A 17,632-nucleotide genomic window follows, 5' to 3' on the forward strand; every position below is an offset into this window, starting at 1 on the left:
GACGCATCGGTAGGCCGAGATCGGCCAATGATGGTACGCAGCTACCCCAAGGTGGCTGAAAGCACCCTGCGAGGGCTCTATGTCTCGTTCTTCGTCTCGTTCTTCACGTGACGCCAGCGACCTCTATCGGGCGGTCTGGCGCTGGCATTTCTACGCGGGTCTCATCGCGATTCCCTTTCTTGTTTCGTTGGCGGTGACCGGCGGGCTCTACCTTTTCAAGGATGAGATCGACCAGTGGCTCAACGCGGACATCGTGCGCGTCGAGGCGCAATCGTCAGCGGCGGTATCGCCGCAGCAACAGTTGGATGCTGCCATGGCGGCGCATCCCGGCGAGGCGTTTCGTTACGTGCCGCCGGCTGCCTCCAACCTTGCCGCGGAGGTCGACATCACCACCGCCGACGGCAAGCAAGCCGTCTACGTCGACCCTTACACCGGCGAGGTCACCGGCACGATTCCCTATCGCGGCAGCGTGATGTGGATCGTGCGCACCATCCACAGCCTCAGCTACTTCGGCGAGACGGCGAGCCTGATCATCGAAATCGTCGGCGGCTGGTCGATCCTGCTCGTGCTGACCGGGATCTATCTGTGGTGGCCGCGCGGCCGACGCGGCGGCGTGATATCGGTACGTGCGACCCCGTCGAAGCGAATGTTCTGGCGTGACCTTCACGCCGTCACCGGCATTTTCGTCGGGGGCTTCATTCTCTTTCTGGCGATTACCGGCATGCCGTGGTCCACGGTGTGGGGCAGCAAGGTCAACGAACTCGCCAACGGTCACAACTTCGGCTATCCGGATGGTGTGCGCGTCAACGTCCCGGTCTCCGATGAACGTCTGGCGGAGCGGGAGATGACCACCTGGTCGCTGGAGCAGGCGCGGCTGCCGGAATCGACGCCTGGGCACGAGGGCGCGCCGGGCATCGGCCTCAACGGCGCGGTGGCGGAATTCGACGAGCTGGGGCTGGCCCCAGGATATGCCGTCAGCCTGCCGAGCGGTCCCATCGGCGTCTATACCGGCTCGATCTACCCCGACGATCTGTCGCGGCAGCGCGTCGTGCATCTGGACCGGTATAGCGGCGAGCCACTGCTGGACATGAACTACGCCGACTACGGCCCGCTGGGCAAGTCGCTGGAGTGGGGCATCAACGTGCATATGGGTCAGCAATACGGGCTCGCCAATCAGTTGATACTGGCGCTGGCCTGCGCGGGGATTGTGCTGCTGTGCGTCTCGTCGGGCGTGATGTGGTGGAAGCGCCGGCCGAGCGGCAAGCTGGGGATTCCCCCCGAACCCAGGGATCCCCGTCGCTTGCGCGGCGTGCTGGCGTTGCTCGCCATTGGCGGCGTGATCTTCCCGCTGGTGGGCGCCTCGATGATCGTCATGGCGGGGGTGGATGCGCTGGTGCGACGTCGCGGCGCCAGACGCGCCGCGACGACCGCCTAGCCAGGTAGTCGCTGATGACCGTTGCGCCCGCCCGTCTCACGCGGGGGCGGGTGCGGCTGTCATTCATTTCATCTCGAAACCGCGCGAGACAAGGAAGTCACGCATGTGCGGGCGCACCTTGTGCTCGAACAGCGGGGTGAGGTTCTGCGACCAGGTGGTGTCTTTTTGCGTGTTGCTGCGCGCTTGGTAGTACTCGCGCATGGAAGCGTCGAAGGCGGCGACCTGGGCCTGATCGTCGCGGTAGTAGTCTTCCTTGAGGATGGCCTCGACCGGGAGGCGCGGTTTGACCTCCGAGGTCTGATCCGGATAACCGAGGCACAGGCCGAAGACCGGATAGACGTGCTCGGGCAGGCGCAGCAGGTCGCTCACTGCCTGCGGGTTATTGCGAATGCCGCCGATGTAGCAGATGCCCAGCCCTTCGGATTCGGCGGCCACGACGACGTTCTGCGCCATGAGCGCGGTGTCTACGCTGGCGACCAGCAACTGTTCGGTCATGCCGCGGGTGGCGTCGGCGCCAGCGCGTTCGGCGGCCTCGGCGGGGCGCTTCATGTCGGCGCAGAACACTAGGAAATCGGAACAGGTGGCGATGTAGTCCTGTCCGCCCGCCAGTTCGGCGAGGGTCTCGCGGTTGGCGGGATTCTTCACGTGTATGACGCTGTAGGCCTGAACATGGCTGGACGTCGCGGCGCTTTGCCCGGCCTGGATGAGTTCCCGCAGCAATTCAGGCGCGATCTTGCGATCGGTGAAGCGGCGGATCGAGCGGTGGGCGTTGAGCAGTTCGATGACGGGATTCATGCAACCTCGTGTCGGATAATTTAATTAGTTTGCTAATTAGTTTACCGCATGTCTTCGTCCTCGCTCAACCGGGAATGGCCGCGTCATGTTCCCCGCCAGCAAAGAGAATTATCCTGAGGTAGTGATGCTATCTCACTGGCCATGGATCGATGCGATGAATGCGACTACTGCTCGCCGCCCTACTACCTTGTCTGCCGCCTGGAGCCTATGGACGCTGCTGCTCGGCGTAGGGCTTCTGATGATGGGCAATGGCCTGCAGGGCTCGCTGCTTGGGGTGCGGGCCTCGGCGGCGGATTTCGGCAACACGATCACGGGACTGGTGATGTCGTCCTACTTCGTGGGCTTTTTAGTCGGCTCGGTGCTGACGCCGCGCAAGCTGCGCGAGGTCGGGCATGTGCGGGTCTTCGCCGCGCTGGCCTCGATCACCTCGGTGGCGATCCTGATTCACGCCCTGTTCGTCGAGCCCCTGGTGTGGGCGGCCATGCGCTTCGTCACCGGCTTTACGTACGCCGGGCTCTACGTCGTCGCCGAAAGCTGGTTGAACGGTTATGCCTCCAACCGGCTGCGCGGGCGCCTGCTGGCGATCTACATGGTGATCAGCTATCTCGGCATGGGCGGTGGGCAACTGCTGCTGGGCAGTGCCGACCCCTCGGGCATGGCGTTGTTCCTGCTGGTGTCGATCCTGGTCTCGCTCGCCCTGGTGCCGATCTTGATCAGCTACACGCCGCAGCCCGAGCTCAGTCAGCCCGAGGCGATGAGCCTGCGCGCGTTATATCGGCTCTCGCCGCTGGGCACGGTAGGCTGCTTCATGACCGGCATCACCAACGGTGCCGTGTTCGGCATGGGGGCGGTGTTCGCCACCAATAGCGGCTTGAGCGTTGCCCAGGTCTCGATCTTCATGAGCGCCTTCATCTTCGGTGGTGCGATCCTGCAGTGGCCGCTGGGCAAGCTGTCCGACAAGGCCGACCGGCAGTGGGTGATCGTCGGCGTCGCCCTGGTCGCGGTGGTGCTGGCGCTGGTCGGTGCGCTCGTCAGCGGCTGGTCGCCGATGGCATTGACGCTGCTTGGGGCGCTGCTGGGCGCGACGACGCTCACGCTCTACTCGATCTTTCTGGCCTGCGCCAATGACTTCCTCACCGATCAGCAGACCGTGGCGGCCAGTGCGAGTCTCGTCCTGGCATTGGGCATCGGCGCAATTCTAGGACCGGCCAGCGCCGGGGTGCTGATGGAATGGCTGGGGCCGGATGGTTTCCTGTGGGACCTGGCCGTCATGCACATCGTCATGGTGCTGTTCGGGCTTTACTGCATTCGCTATTACCCCACCAGCGAATCGCCCGAGCAGGGCCACTACGTGATGGTGGCCTCGGACACCACGCCGCTGGGCACGGCCTGGACGGAAGAAGCCGCGCAGGAAGAAGGGCAACTGGAACTGGCGTTGGAGCTGGAGGCCGAGGAGGAGGCGAAGCGTGCCGACGGCGCCTGATACGAGCGGGGCGAATCGTGAGGATTGGCGCGCTTGTGGCATGGCAAGAACCCGAAGCCTGGGCTGAATGCCCAGCCTTCGGGAGGAGCTCACATGCAGTGGGGCGTTTGCATCCTGCGAGCCCCGCGGGGCCACGTGATCAGGCGGCCCGTCCTACGGCGTCATCACCACCTTGATGCAGCCGTCCTGCTTGGCATTGAAGTTGGCATAGGCCTCGGGCGCCTGGGTCAGTGGATAGCGATGAGTGATGATGAAGGAAGGATCGATCAGCCCTTGCTCCACCGTCTTGAGCAGCGGTTTGAGATACTGCTGCATGTGGGTCTGCCCGCTCTTGACCGACAACGACTTGTTCATCAAGGCGTGCAGCGCGAAGCCGTCGACCTTGTCGGTATACACCCCCGGTAGTGACAGGCGGCCACCCTTGCGGACCGACATGATCATCTCGTTGATCGCCGTCGGATGGTTCTCCTCCGTCGAGTCCGCGCTGCGGCGCTCGGCTTCGGGATCGCCCCGGCCGTGGGCCTCGGCCCCGACGCAGTCGATCGCACAATCCGGCCCGCGCCCGCCGGTCATCTCAAGCAACTTGCTGTAGACGTCGTCGCGTTCGAAGTCGATGACTTCCGCGCCGGCTTTCTCGTTGGCCAGCTTGAGCCGCTCGGGGACCCGGTCGATGGCGATCACACGGCCAGCGCCACGCATCCAGGCGCTGCGAATGGCGAACTGGCCGACCGGGCCGCATCCCCAGATGGCCACGGTATCCCCGGGCTCCATGTCACAGTTGTCCACGGCCATGTAGCCGGTCGGGTAGATATCCGAGAGAAACAGCAACTGATCGTCGCGCAGTTCGGACTCGACCTTGATCGGGCCGACATCCGCATAGGGCACGCGCACATATTCGGCCTGGCCGCCGGGAATGCCGCCGAGCATGTGCGAATAACCGAACAACGCGGACGGCGAATGGCCCATGGCGCTGGCGGCCATGTCGGCGTTGGGGTTGGACTCGTCGCACAGTGAATACAAGTGCTTGTTGCAGAAGAAGCAATCGCCGCAGGCGATGGTGAAGGGCACGACCACACGATCGCCCTTTTTCAGATTGTTCACCGCCGAGCCGGTTTCGACGACTTCGCCCATGAACTCGTGGCCGATGATGTCGCCTGCCTGCATACCCGCCATCAGGCCGTTGTAGAGGTGGAGGTCGGAACCGCAGATCGCGGTCGCGGTGATCTTGAGGATCGCATCGCGCGGTTCCTGAATCTTGGGATCATCCACGTTATCTACGCGAACGTCGTGAGTGCCGTGCCAGGTCAGTGCTTTCATGATAGTGACTCCTTGTCGCTAGCTGACTCCGTGTCTGCGACCCTTCGCCAGATGCCGCACGGGCGGGGGTCAAGCCGGTACAGCTGCAAACACGTCAGGCAGTAATTTTCCTTTAATTACAAATGTTTACCTTTGGTCTTTGAGACCTTGGGTTTATTCAACCTAGAACAGCCTAGAGGGCTGTCAAGCACGCGTTCAGGGCGCTGCTATACCTAGCCACAAGCGGGGCACTGGGTCGCCGTGGCGTGAGCTTGCCCCGCTCCCGCGGGCATCAAATACTGACCAGCGATTCCCACCAGCGGGTGAGGCTACGCTGCCAGTCTGGGGCTTGCCGGTGTTCGTCACGCGTGTCGTTGAGATAGACCGTGGCGGTGAGGCCGGCCGAGAGTTGGACGTTCTCGGGGACCTCGTCGAGGGCGATGCGCACGGGGATGCGCTGCGAGAGTCGGACCCAGTCGAAGGAGGTGCTGACGTTCGCCAGGCCGTTGCCTTGGCTGTCGAGGCTCTTGTCGGAAATGCCGCGTGCGATGCTGTCGACATGGCCCCAGAGCGGCGTGTCGCTGGCAAGCAGTTGGATGCGTACCGGCGCGCCGATATCGATGGCGTCGAGCTTGGTTTCCTCGAAGTAGCCGGTCACATGAAAGCTGCCGGCATCGACCAGGGTGACGGCGTCTTCGCCGGCCGAGACGTACTCGCCGGGGCGCAGCAGCAGGTTGGTGACATAACCGTCGACCGGGGCGCGCACGGTGGCGCGTTCGAGGTCGAGCTTGGCCTGCTCGACCGCGACCTGGGCTTGCTCGACCTGGGCCTGAGCGCTGGAGTAGGCGAAGCGCGCGTCATCGCGATCTTCCTGCGAGGCGTAGTCGCCGAGTTTTTGACGGCGGGCGTTGGCGGCCTTGGCTTCCGCGCGCTGCTGCTCGAGGCTGTCGAGATTGGCCTTTGCCTCGGCCAAGGCCAACGCGTAGCGCTGCTTGTCGATGGTGAATAGCACATCGCCGGCATGCACGAAGTCGTTGTCCTCGACCTGGAGGTCCTCGACCAGCCCTGAGACGTCGGTACCGAGATTGATAACATCGGCCCGGACGCGGCCGTCGCGCGTCCAGGGGTCGTGCATGTAGTGATTCCATATCTGCGCGATGGCGATCACGGCGAGCGCGAGTATCGCCAGGGTCAGCAGCGGGCGCACGTATCGGCGTGCGCGCGGGGAGAGCGTCATGGCGTCATCCTTCTTGTGAGTGGGCGATCGGCAAGGCACCGGCGAGGGCGAGTACCGACCACAGCAACAGGGCGTAGAGTGCGATGTCCACGAGCACCGGTTGCCAGAACCAGTGATAGACACCCAGGCGCGTGAACACGCGCCGCAGCAGTAGATAGAGGCCGAGCGTGACGAGAACGGGAACGGCCAGTGGCGGTATCAGAAAACCGAGAAACGTCCATTCAGCGAACATGTGGCGTCTCCTGCCGGATGGGCGCCTCGTGGCGGTCGTGCGAGGCGGTTTGGGGCGCGTCGTCGGCTTGGGCCTCCAACGTGACGCCGGGCGCCTCACGCATGAGATGCCCCAGCATGGCGATTTCCCCCGCCGTGGCGACGGAGAGCTGGGGCGCGTGATAAAAGCGATCGACCCAGTCGCGGGCCTGATCGGCAAGCTCGTGCCAGACCTCGGGCGAGTGGTGTCGCCGCGCGACCAGGCGCTGGCCGATATCGTCCAGCCAGGCCTCGAGCTCCCGGCGATGCGGCGCGAGATCCTCGCGCAGCCGCCGGATGCGCCACACGCATAAGGCGAGGGCGTGCAGGTCGAGCGCCTCGCGCAGCGTGTCATCCGCACCGCCTAAAGCGACGATGCGCCCTAGCCGGTCGTAGAGGCGGCTCTCCAGACGCGCCCGATTGGGTAACGCGGGCTCGCGCATCAAGCGCGCCACGCCTTGCCAATAGGCGCCGAGCAGGGTGCGGATACGCTCGGCGGGCGAGCGCTGGCGCATCAGTGCATAGGTGAACATCGCCGTGGTGGTGCCGATCACCGAGGCGAGACCGCCGTTGATGTAGGTCGTGGGCGAGAAGGTGTAGGTGCTGTGCAGATTCAGCAGCGTCATCAGCGTGATGGCGCCGGAGAGCCCCATGGCCGCCCAGCGCGGATGCGGCGTGAGGAGCGTGCCGACCATGACCGGTATGCCGATGGCGATGGCCAGCAATGGGAAGCCGTTGATCACCGGCAGGACCAGAAACAGCAAGACCGCGCCCAGGGTGACGGCGGCGAGCGTGCCCCACAGAAACTGATAGACCACGGCGGCGGGATTGGGCGCCTTGGCGAACAGCATGGTGAACACCCCCAGCAGCATCATGGCGAGATAGCCGGAGTGCCAACCGCTGTGTATCCAGAACAGGCCCAGCAACTCGAAGGCGACGAAGACGCGCAGGGCGTTGAAGCGGGCGACGAAGTGCTCGTTGTGCGTGGTGCGGGTACGCTTTTCTCGCGGCAAGGTGTGCACCTTGGCCGAGGCCGGGTCGTTCAGTGCATGGCGCAGGCGCCGGCCGTGCTGGAGCAGGCCGAGCACCTCCCCGAGACGTTGGCGGACCAGCTCGGCGCGCACGCGGCTGCGGGGGCTCACGCGGTCCGGGTCCCACTCGAAATCCGGCAGCGTGAGTTTTTCCTGCGGCTCGCCGGCCGGCTGTTCGGCGATGGTGGCGAGTAGCGGCGCGGCATGCGCGTTCAATTGCGCCAGCCAGTGCTCGCCGTCCTCACAGGCGCGCAGGTAGTCGAGGGCGGTTTCCAGCTCGCGGATGGCGGTGATCAGCGCCAGGCTGTCACTGGCGAAGCGGTCCAGCGCGGGAATGAAACGACTCAAGCGCCGGGTTTCCAGGCGGGTGAGACCGCGTAGCTTCTCGAACTGCTGATAGTCGCCGAGCAGCGCCTTGAGACGTGCGTCCTGCGTCGCGCGGGGGCGTGGGCTGTCCAGGGTGGCCAGGGTTTCCTCGGCGGCGCGTTTCAGGAATCCGGAGAGCGCCTCGGGGAGCGCCCGGCTCCCGAAACGCGGTGCGATGAGCAGGTGCATCAAGACGCCGCAGCCGATGCCCAGTGCGGTTTCCGTAAAGCGCCCCAGCGCGATGGTCCAGATGTCCTCGACTCCCGTACCGAGGGCGGTCAACGACACCAGCGTGGCGGTATACCCGCTGAGCATCATCACGTAGCCCAGGTATTCGTCCTGCTCGAGCATCACCCAATACATGCAGAACGCCAGCCAGGCGCCGGAGAACAGCAGATATAACATCGGCTGCTGGCCGAAGAACGCGATCAGTACCAAGCCGGCGATGGCGCCGAACAGGGTGCCGAAGAAGCGTGCCACGCCACGCCCGATGATGATGCCGATGGGCGGTGTGCCGCCGGTAAACATCACCGGCTGCAGGGTGACGATCATCACCGCGAGGATGGCCCAGGCGGGCTGGTACAAGTCCAGACGCAACGCCAGGAACAGCGCCAGCCAGACGGCCAGCACCGTGCGTAACGCCAAGAGCCAGTGATCGGTGGAAATGCGCAGCATAACGATATCCGGCCCCGGCCGCGGGGCCGAGGCAATCAGGGAAAAAGTCAGATAAATATTAGTCTGCGAATTATCTCAGTCCGTGCGACATTTGTCTAATGGGGCAGGCTCACGGTAGCCGGCGCCCCCTGGAAATTTCATCCAGCGCCCTCATCTTTTCTCCCAACCAGACACCGACTCACATTCCTGCGATCAGGAGGACGCCATGAGCTTCCAGGGCGAACAATATCCCGGCGTGCAGACGCCGTCGGCCGAAACCCAGGGGTTTCGTTTCAACCACACCATGCTGCGCATGAAGGATCCCGAGCGCTCGCTGGCGTTCTATTCGCGCGTCTTCGGCATGCGTGTGCTGCGTAAGCTCGACTTTCCGGAAATGCAATTCACGCTCTACTTCCTCGCCAATCTCGGCGATGACGAGGACGTGCCGGAGGATCCGGCCGAGCGCAACGCCTATACCTTCGCGCAGAAGGGCATTCTCGAGCTGACCCACAACTGGGGCACCGAAGACCAGGAAGGTTTCGCCTACCACGACGGTAACGCCGAGCCCCAGGGTTTCGGGCATATCTGCTTCTCGGTGCCGGATCTTCCCGCTGCGGTGGCGTGGTTCGACGCCAACCAGGTCGAATTCAAGAAGCGCCCGGAAGACGGCAAGATGAAGGACGTTGCCTTCGTTAAAGACCCCGATGGCTATTGGATCGAGGTCGTTCAGCCTGAGCTTTCCAAAGGCTTGGGGCAGTAAGCCACGCGGTCGCATGAACCTGAAAACCCGATGCCAACGCATCGGGTTTTTTATATGCTAAGGAATGTGGATGGCGGAGATATTACGTTGAAAGTACGCAAGAGGCGCTTGATGCGGGAACCGTTTGCCTCGGGTAACGTCTGATGAAGGTGTTTGGCAAGGAACTCCCACCTTCTTGGTAGAGAAGCCCTATGATGGATCGACGGACCTTACTCAAGCGCTCTCTGGCCTTGGCGGCCTTTTATGGACTGCCCGCCGCGCCGCTGCTGGCGGCGACGCGCGACATGCCCGAGATCGCCGATGGCGAGCCCAGCGACTTCAGCTTCGAATGGTTGCAGCGCGTGGCCAAGGAAATGGCCAATTCCAGCTATCAAAACAACGTACGCGAGTTGCCCCCTACGCTCGCGAATATGACCCCGCAGGATTACAACGCCATCGGTTACGATCCGGGGCATTCGCTGTGGCACGGTCTCGATGGCGAGCTCGACGTGCAGTTCTTCCACGTCGGCATGGGCTTCAATCAACCCGTGCGCATGTACGCCCTCGACCCGGACTCGCGCCAGGCCCGCGAGATCCACTTCGACCCGTCACTGTTCCGCTATGGCAAGGCAGACGTCGACGTCTCTCAGTTCGAGGACGAAGAGACGCTGGGTTTTGCCGGTTTCCGCGTCTTCAAAGCGCCTTCGCTCACCGAGCGCGATATCGTCTCTTTTCTCGGCGCCAGTTATTTCCGTGCCGTGGATGACACCTACCAATACGGTATTTCGGCACGCGGGCTGGCGGTCAACACGTTCGCCGAGTCGACGAAGGAAGAATTCCCCACCTACACACGCTTCTGGCTTGAGACGCCGGCCCCGGACAGCACCACCTTTACCGCCTATGCTCTGCTCGACTCGCCCAAGGTGGCCGGCGCCTATCGCTTCGTCATCCACTGTGAGGAAGAGCGCGTGGTCATGGAGATCGACAAATACCTCTATCCGCGTGAGGCTATCGAACAGCTGGGGATCGCCCCGATGACCAGTATGTTCAGCTGCGGCACCCACCAGCGGCGTATGTGCGACACCATTCATCCACAGATTCACGATTCCGACCGTTTGACGATGTGGCGGGGTAACGGTGAATGGGTATGTCGACCGCTCAACAATCCGCCGGTCTTGCAGTACAACGCCTTCGCCGACGATGCACCCAAGGGCTTCGGGTTGTTGCAGACCGAGCGCGATTTCGAGGCCTACGAAGACGTGATCGGCAATTACCACGAGCGTCCCAGCCTCTGGGTCGAGCCACGCAATGACTGGGGCAAGGGCGAAATCCAGTTGATGGAGATTCCCACCACCGGTGAAACCATGGATAACGTGGTGGCCTTCTGGAAGCCCAGCGAAGCCGTCGAGCCGGGGGATTCACTGAACTTCAGGTACCGTCTTTATTGGAATGCGAGGCCGCCGGTGACCACGGATCTAGCGCGTATTCGTGCGACCCGCAGCGGCATGGGTGGCTTCACCGAAGGTTGGGCGCCCGGCGAGCACTATCCTGGGGAGTGGGCGCGGCGTTTCGCGGTGGATTACGTTGGCGGCGATATCCTGCGTATTGCCAAGAACGGACCCCCGATCATGGCGCAGTTGGAAGTGTCGCGCGGCAAGACGAGCGACATTCAGATTTTTCAGGTCGCAGAGTTCGAGGGCATTCGCGTGATTTTCGACTGGTATCCCACGGAGGATTCGGTCGATCCCATCGATATGAGAATGGTCCTGGAAGGCGACGGCGAAGCGCTGAGTGAAACCTGGCTTTACCAGTACTTTCCGCCGCCCCCGGAGCAGCGCGAGCACCCGCCGCACCCGCTCGATACCTGATCGTTCGAGGCCACCGAGAGGGGTGATCGTCTAGAAATCGCACTCACATAAAACAGTGTTATCATGCTGCGCGTTCCCAATAAAAACCAATTAGGTAAGGAGAACTGGCATGAACGCATCACCCTCTCTGGTCTCTCGCGGTACGCGCGCTGTGCTACTCGGCGCTTGTCTGGCCGTCGCTCCGCTTGGAATGGCGCAGGCCCAGGACGATACTACCGAGGTGCGCTTTTCAGTGCCGCCGTGGCCAGGTGTCACGGTGAAGACCGAACTCGCCGCGCAACTACTCGAGACGCTGGGCTACACGCCACAGCAAGAACAACTCGGTACCACCATCACCTATCAAGCGCTCAACGAAAATGAGCTCGACGCCTTCCTGGCGGGCTGGTTGCCAGCGCAACAAGGCATGTACGACACCGCCATGGAAAAAGGCACTTTGGTTGATCTGGGCAATAACGTCGACGGCGCGCGCATCGGCTTCGCGGTGCCGCGTTATGTGGCCGAGGCCGGCGTGACCTCCGCCGAGGATCTCGACACGCCGGAAAACGCTGAGCGTTTCGGCCGCACGGTGTATTCCATCGAGACCGGCACGGGTATGAGCGAACAGCTCAACGCCGGCGTCGACAGCGATACTTACGGCCTGGGCGACTGGGAACTTTCCGAGACCTCCACGCCGGGCATGCTGGGCGCCGCCGATAGCGCTATCAACAACCAGGAATGGATCGTCTTCGCCGGTTGGACGCCGCATTGGATGAACATCAAGTATGATCTCGCCTACCTTGATGACCCCAAAGATCTATGGGGTGAAGACGGCGGCCGCAGCGATGTGCGCACCTTGGTCACGAAGGAATTCTCCGAGGCGCACCCCAACGCCACCAAGTTGCTCGATCAGTTGGACTTCACCGCCGACGATCAGAGCGACATGATCCGCCGCTACGATCAGGACGAAATGCCCAAGGACGAAGCCGCCATCGCCTGGATGCGCGACAACGCCGATAAGGTGGAAGGCTTCCTGGATGGCGTCACCACCCGCGACGGCGAGCCTGCCTGGCCGGTGGTGCAAAAAGCGTTCGATCTTTAAGGTTCTGCAATATGGACTGAAGAAAATCAGCCAGTAACGTAGCAACAAAATGAGTGCATAATTGGTACTCGTGTGCCGTTCGATTGTTTTGCGAGCGGCGCGTCTGCTTCGTCATTTTGAGGTCAATCCTTACCCATATTTCTTAATATTTCGCAAAAATGACGAACGGGTTCACTAAGTGTCTCATCCTTCCTAGTCAATATCCCAAACGGCGATAGCGTTCTGCCGACGGAGATCGGTAGTGCCTCGATTTCCCCAAATTTCAAATAGTCTCGCAGTACTGATTCTGGCAGTACCAATATGCCGTTACCACGCTTGACCAATTGCAGACCTGCAAAAATGGAACCGCACTCAATGATGTCACGTGGTGACATTAAGCCAGCCATCTCGAACTCCTTCTCCAGCACCTGACGTGCCGGACTCTCCAATGGCTGGAGGATCCATGGCCATTCCTCAAGCAGCGGGGCCAACGGAAGCTCTACGGAGCCGGTTAGGGGATGGTCATGACGTACCACTGCCAGCATGGTCTCGTTATCCAGCGATTCGAAGTCAAATAGGTTGTGCTGAAGTGCAGTCACATAGCGAGCGATGGCGATATCAATTCGGTTATGGGCTAGTAGCTCTACTAGTTGATCGCTCGTTTCGCCGAGCATACGCACCTGCAATAGTGGGCGCTGGCGCTTCATTTCGATCACTGCCTCGGCTACTAGGTCAGGAGCTGCACCCATGATTGCACCCAGCACGAGTTGTCCTTGATCGCCCAACTGGTGGCGTTGTAGCGACTCGGCACAGCGCCCTAGTCGAGTCAGCGCGCTTTGGGAAAATTCAATCAGCACTTCACCGAGCTGGGTTGGAAGGACGCCGCGTGGAGTGCGCTCGAACAGCTGGCACTCGAAGGTGGATTCGATCTCGCGGAGCATGCGTGTTGCCGCAGGTTGCGACATGTTCAGCGTGCGCGCTACCTGATGAAGATTGCGATGCTCATTGAGTAGTGAGATCAGCAACAGATGTTTGTAGCGAAGGCGGTTGAGCAGCATCGCTTGGTGCGTCGCATCGGGCATGGACCACATCCTTTAGTGAGAGCAGTTTCAGGTTATCGATAACGGCAGCCTATCTCAGCGATTTGGCATGCGACATTGGTATAACACTGCGGATCTCGCATAGATTAAGCTTTATCTCGTGTTTCCCATCATATGCGGCCTCTCGGCTAACTGATAACAAAAAGGTATCAATTGTGCCGCTCTGCGTATTAGTCAAGTGGCGCTGTCACGAGTATCTATTGTTTCTACAACCTGTTTTGGACTCTTTTAAATAAGGATGACGCCATGGCGATGCCTACTGTGAAGCATGTTCGTGCGTATACCGTTCGCGGTGGTGGTGCTGATTATCACGACCAAGGGGAAGGGCACTGGATCGATAGTCAGATTTCGACTCCGATGAGCAAGTATCCGGAATATCGCATGACGCGCAGCAGCTTTGGGCTCAATGTGCTCGGCACTTTGGTCGTTGAGGTCGAGGCCAGCGATGGCACGGTGGGTTTCGCGGTGACAACTGCCGGCGAGATCGGCGCTTTCATTGTCGAAAAACATTTGGCGCGTTTCATCGAAGGCCAGAAGGTTACCGATCTCGAGAAAATCTGGGACCAGATGTTTAACGCCACACTCTTCTACGGTCGTAAGGGGGTAGTGCTTAATACTATCTCTGGCGTCGATTTGGCGCTTTGGGACCTTTTGGGCAAGCTGCGCCAAGAGCCTGTGCACGCCATGCTCGGCGGCCCGGTACGCGACGAGTTGACCTTTTACGCCACTGGTGCCCGCCCTGACCTCGCCAAGCAAATGGGGTTCATCGGCGGCAAGATGCCGCTCCGCCATGGCCCGGCTGAGGGTGATGAGGGGCTGAAAAAGAACCTCGCTCAGCTCGCTGACATGCGTGAACGGGTCGGCGACGACTTCTGGCTGATGTTCGATTGCTGGATGAGCCTTGACCTCAATTACGCCACCAAATTGGCCCATGGTGCCCGGGAGTATGGGCTCAAGTGGGTCGAGGAAGCTCTGCCGCCCGATGATTATTGGGGATACGCAGATCTCAAACGCAATATGCCACCCGGGATGTTGGTCAATACCGGCGAGCACGAAGCGACGCGTTGGGGGTTCCGCATGCTGCTGGAGATGGACTGTTGCGACGTTCTCCAACCCGACGTTAATTGGTGTGGCGGCGTCACCGAGCTGGTCAAGATTTCGGCGATGGCCGATGCCCACAACAAGCTGGTGGTGCCGCATGGCTCCTCGGTCTACAGCTACCATTTCGTGATCACCCGCCATAACAGCCCGTTTTCTGAGTTTTTGATGATGGCGCCTGACGCTGACGAAGTAGTGCCGATGTTCAATCCGCTACTGCTGGACGAGCCAGTGCCGCAGAACGGGCGTATGCGCGCTTCAGCACTCGACGCGCCTGGCTTCGGTGTACGCTTGAACCCCGAAAGCGATTTAGTCCGTCCCTACGAGCACTGAGCTGCGGAGAAGACGAGATGCCGATTCACGCCGTTCGAATGACCCTATATCCCGGCCAGGAAGCCGAGTATCGGCGGCGTCATGATGCGATCTGGCCTGAGTTGGTCGAAGCCCTGCGCGAGGCGGGCGTCGAGGAGTACCGCATCTTCTTCGATCCGCAATCGCGTCACCTGTTCGCGATCATGTGGCTTGCCGAGGATCATCATATTGATGACCTGCCGGCGCTGCCGGTGATGCAACGTTGGTGGAATGCCATGGCCGATATTATGGATACCGAATTGGATGCTTCACCTCAAAGCGTGGCGCTGGAAGAAGTATTCACGTTACGGCCCAAGGAATGACAACCATGCAAGTGATCGATGCGCATGCGCACTTTTGGAATCTCGGTCTGGGCAACCAACCTTGGCTTGAGCACCCCGAGCCCAATCTCCTTGGCGACTACCGACCGATGGCCCGTGACTATGGTCCCGCCGACCTGCGCCGAGAGAGTGATGCTATTGAGCTACTCGGCGCTGTGCATATCGAAGCCGATGCCGTCGATCCGGTCAAGGAGACCCGTTGGCTTGCGGGGCTCGACGACGACGGTGACCCAGTGTTGCCTTCGGCGCTGGTAGTAGGTGCCGACTTCTCGCAACCGGATACCGCCCAAGTGCTCGAGAAGCAGCTCGCGATGAGCGATCGGGTGCGAGGCGTGCGCCAGATCCTCAATGTCCACACTGATCCGCTCTATGACTACGTCGGGCGCCATTTTATGGACGAGCCTGTCTGGCGTGAAAATTTCCGCCTGCTGGAGCGACATGGATTGTCGTTTGACCTGCAGATCTATCCGTCGCAGATGTACCGAGCCGCCGAACTTGCCGACGCACACTACAATACGCTGTTCTTGCTCAACCATGCCGGGATGTACGTTGACCGTCATGGCGTCCCAGGCTGGCGAGCTTGGCGTGACGGCCTACGGCGTCTGGCCGCGCGCGACAACGTCGCTATTAAGCTCAGCGGTTTCGGCATGCTCGACCATCATTGGACGGTAGGCAGCATCCGCCCGTTGATTCTCGAAGCGATCGACGCCTTCGGCGTGGAGCGTTGTCTGTTCGCCTCCAACTTTCCGGTCGATAGCCTCTATGCCCGTTACGCCGATGTCTGGCACGCCTACGCGGATATTGTCGCCGATGCTTCAGCGGCGGAGAAGCAAGCATTGTTCATCGATAATGCACGACGCCTCTACCGCCTTCCCTCCGCTATCCCGGCGCAGAATTCATGACTCAGGAGTCTTTCATGCTGCTCAACGATAAGACCGTCATCATCACTGGCGCCTCACGAGGCATTGGCCGCGCGGCGGCCGTCGAGTGCGCTCGTCAAGGCGCTAATGTCGTCATTGGCTACAGCGGGAGTGCCTCGAGCCAGCCGCTCGTCGACGATCTGATCGCGGAAATCCGAGCGCTGGGCCGCGATGCCAGTGCGGTGGGCGCCCCCGCTGGCGACCCGGAAACTGGCGAAAAGCTGGTCGAGTCGGCAGTGACGCATTTCGGCGGTGTCGACGTCTTCGTCAACAACGCCGGCATTTGTCCGTTCCATAGCTTCCTGGATATGCCACGCGAGACGTATTTGGAAACCGTCAACACCAACCTCAACGGCGCCTACTTTGCGGTCCAGGCTGCCGCTAACCGCATGAAAGAGCAGGGAACGGGAGGCGCGATTATTGCCGTAAGTTCGATCAGCGCCCTCGTCGGTGGCGGTATGCAGACTCACTACACGCCGACCAAGGCGGGACTGGTGTCGTTAATGCAATCCTGTGCCGTCGCACTGGGGCCGTATGGCATCCGTTGCAACGCCGTACTGCCCGGCACCATCGAGACCGATATCAACAAGGACGACCTCGCCGATAGTGAAAAGCGCGACTATATGATCGACCGCACGCCGCTGGGCCGGTTGGGTCGGCCGGATGACTTGGCAGGACCGATCACCTTTCTCGCTTCCGATATGGCCGCCTACATCACCGGTGCTTCGTTGCTGGTCGACGGTGGCATGTTCGTCAACCTGCAATAGGAGCCGACCGTGGAACTTCCCAAGAATCCATTCAAGGCAGCGCTGACCGGCGAAACTCGCTATGGCTGCTGGGCCGGCTTCGGTACTGCTTACGCCGCCGAGATCCTCGCCACTACCGGTTTCGACTGGTTACTGATCGACGGTGAGCACGCCCCTAATCCAGTCCCGGCAGTGCTCGGCCAGCTACAGGCCGTGGCGCCTTATCGCAGCGCCCCAGTGGTACGTGCCGTGAATCACGATCCGGCGCTGATCAAGCAACTGCTCGATGTCGGTACCCAGACATTGATGGTACCGATGGTTGATACCGCTGAGCAGGCCGAGGCACTGGTACGCGCAATGCGCTTTCCGCCCCACGGTATTCGCGGTGTGGGCGGCGGCCTGACCCGCGCCACCCGCTGGGACGCTGTCCCCGATTACATAGAGACGGCCCACCAAGAGTTGTGCCTGATCGCCCAGGTGGAGTCGCCGACGGGCATCGACAACGTCGAGGCGATTGCCGCCGTGGACGGGGTCGATGCGGTCTTCGTCGGTCCCGCCGATCTCTCCACCGGCACGGGACATGTCGGCAACCCGGGCCACTCCGACGTCCAAGCGATGATTCGCCGTGCCTTCGACGCAGCGCGGGATGCAGGCAAGGCTGCCGGCATTCTCGCGCCAGCCGAAGAGGATGCTCGCCGCTACGCCGAGTGGGGGTTCGATTTTATTGCCGTAGGGATCGACATCAGCCTGATGCGCCAGGCCGCACAGCAGACGGTGGCCCGCTACAAACAGCCAGGTACATCACCCTCGGCCACGTCGAGCACTTATTGAACCATGGTGTCTTGTAATGCAGACGCTAACTAACG

Annotated in this window: 16 protein-coding genes; 10 read left to right on the plus strand and 6 right to left on the minus strand. The window is 61.4% G+C overall.

All coding sequences use genetic code 11. The features are described from left to right. The first annotated feature begins 79 nt into the window (after positions 1 to 79). The gene (locus LUN51_RS05835; RefSeq protein ID WP_277810510.1) at positions 80 to 1,435 is read left to right on the plus strand and encodes a PepSY-associated TM helix domain-containing protein; all 1,356 of its coding nucleotides are present in this window, start codon (positions 80 to 82) and stop codon (positions 1,433 to 1,435) included. Between the two features lie 63 nt (positions 1,436 to 1,498). Here the strand turns inward: LUN51_RS05835 and nfsA are convergent, their stop codons facing one another. Next, positions 1,499 to 2,230, minus strand: a complete 732-nt coding sequence (gene nfsA / locus LUN51_RS05840; protein ID WP_277810511.1) for an oxygen-insensitive NADPH nitroreductase — start codon at positions 2,228 to 2,230, stop codon at positions 1,499 to 1,501. A gap of 154 nt (positions 2,231 to 2,384) precedes the next feature. Here nfsA and LUN51_RS05845 point away from each other — a divergent pair, with 154 nt between their 5' ends. Then, positions 2,385 to 3,713 (plus strand): MFS transporter, encoded by a 1,329-nt coding sequence (locus tag LUN51_RS05845; RefSeq protein WP_277810512.1) that lies wholly within the window; start codon positions 2,385 to 2,387, stop codon positions 3,711 to 3,713. Positions 3,714 to 3,866: 153 nt separating this feature from the next. Here the strand turns inward: LUN51_RS05845 and LUN51_RS05850 are convergent, their stop codons facing one another. From LUN51_RS05850 to LUN51_RS05865, 4 genes are all read right to left on the minus strand, one after another. After that, complete coding sequence (locus tag LUN51_RS05850) at positions 3,867 to 5,030, minus strand: zinc-dependent alcohol dehydrogenase (RefSeq protein WP_277810513.1); 1,164 nt, start codon at positions 5,028 to 5,030, stop codon at positions 3,867 to 3,869. Positions 5,031 to 5,301: 271 nt separating this feature from the next. Further along, positions 5,302 to 6,246: an efflux RND transporter periplasmic adaptor subunit gene (locus LUN51_RS05855; protein WP_277810514.1), complete on the minus strand. Its 945-nt coding sequence runs from the start codon at positions 6,244 to 6,246 to the stop codon at positions 5,302 to 5,304. 4 nt (positions 6,247 to 6,250) lie between these two features. Continuing rightward, positions 6,251 to 6,478 carry a DUF1656 domain-containing protein gene (locus LUN51_RS05860; protein ID WP_277810515.1) on the minus strand — a complete coding sequence of 76 codons (228 nt, stop codon included), beginning with the start codon at positions 6,476 to 6,478 and terminating at the stop codon, positions 6,251 to 6,253. Beyond that, positions 6,468 to 8,567, minus strand: a complete 2,100-nt coding sequence (locus tag LUN51_RS05865) for an FUSC family protein (RefSeq protein ID WP_277810516.1) — start codon at positions 8,565 to 8,567, stop codon at positions 6,468 to 6,470. Before LUN51_RS05865 ends, LUN51_RS05860 begins: the two co-directional genes overlap by 11 nt. A 205-nt stretch (positions 8,568 to 8,772) precedes the next feature. Here LUN51_RS05865 and gloA point away from each other — a divergent pair, with 205 nt between their 5' ends. The 3 genes from gloA to LUN51_RS05880 all read left to right on the plus strand — a co-directional run bounded on the left by gloA (position 8,773) and on the right by LUN51_RS05880 (position 12,231). Then, positions 8,773 to 9,306 (plus strand): lactoylglutathione lyase, encoded by a 534-nt coding sequence (gene gloA / locus LUN51_RS05870; protein ID WP_040240709.1) that lies wholly within the window; start codon positions 8,773 to 8,775, stop codon positions 9,304 to 9,306. Between the two features lie 191 nt (positions 9,307 to 9,497). After that, positions 9,498 to 11,153 (plus strand): glucan biosynthesis protein, encoded by a 1,656-nt coding sequence (locus LUN51_RS05875; RefSeq protein WP_277810517.1) that lies wholly within the window; start codon positions 9,498 to 9,500, stop codon positions 11,151 to 11,153. A 109-nt stretch (positions 11,154 to 11,262) separates the two neighbouring features. Further along, positions 11,263 to 12,231, plus strand: coding sequence for an ABC transporter substrate-binding protein (locus tag LUN51_RS05880; RefSeq protein WP_277810518.1), 969 nt, complete (start codon positions 11,263 to 11,265; stop codon positions 12,229 to 12,231). 122 nt (positions 12,232 to 12,353) lie between these two features. Here the strand turns inward: LUN51_RS05880 and LUN51_RS05885 are convergent, their stop codons facing one another. Further along, on the minus strand, positions 12,354 to 13,292 hold the full coding sequence (locus tag LUN51_RS05885; protein WP_277810519.1) for a LysR family transcriptional regulator: 939 nt from the start codon (positions 13,290 to 13,292) through the stop codon (positions 12,354 to 12,356). Between the two features lie 264 nt (positions 13,293 to 13,556). Between LUN51_RS05885 and rhmD the strand changes: the two genes are divergently transcribed. From rhmD to LUN51_RS05910, 5 genes are read left to right on the plus strand one after another with little or no spacing between them, the layout of a single operon-like run. Then, entirely contained in the window at positions 13,557 to 14,741 is a 1,185-nt protein-coding gene (gene rhmD, locus LUN51_RS05890; RefSeq protein ID WP_040240716.1) for an L-rhamnonate dehydratase, read from the plus strand. 17 nt (positions 14,742 to 14,758) lie between these two features. Further along, positions 14,759 to 15,082: an L-rhamnose mutarotase gene (locus LUN51_RS05895; protein ID WP_277810520.1), complete on the plus strand. Its 324-nt coding sequence runs from the start codon at positions 14,759 to 14,761 to the stop codon at positions 15,080 to 15,082. A 5-nt stretch (positions 15,083 to 15,087) separates the two neighbouring features. Then, positions 15,088 to 16,002, plus strand: coding sequence for an amidohydrolase family protein (locus LUN51_RS05900; protein WP_277810521.1), 915 nt, complete (start codon positions 15,088 to 15,090; stop codon positions 16,000 to 16,002). A gap of 14 nt (positions 16,003 to 16,016) precedes the next feature. After that, on the plus strand, positions 16,017 to 16,787 hold the full coding sequence (locus tag LUN51_RS05905; protein WP_277810522.1) for an SDR family NAD(P)-dependent oxidoreductase: 771 nt from the start codon (positions 16,017 to 16,019) through the stop codon (positions 16,785 to 16,787). A 9-nt stretch (positions 16,788 to 16,796) separates the two neighbouring features. Further along, complete coding sequence (locus tag LUN51_RS05910) at positions 16,797 to 17,597, plus strand: HpcH/HpaI aldolase family protein (RefSeq protein WP_224113984.1); 801 nt, start codon at positions 16,797 to 16,799, stop codon at positions 17,595 to 17,597. Positions 17,598 to 17,632 lie beyond the last annotated feature (35 nt).

Origin of the sequence: Chromohalobacter canadensis, from assembly GCF_029544075.1 — a bacterium.
Taxonomy (GTDB): domain Bacteria; phylum Pseudomonadota; class Gammaproteobacteria; order Pseudomonadales; family Halomonadaceae; genus Chromohalobacter; species Chromohalobacter canadensis_A.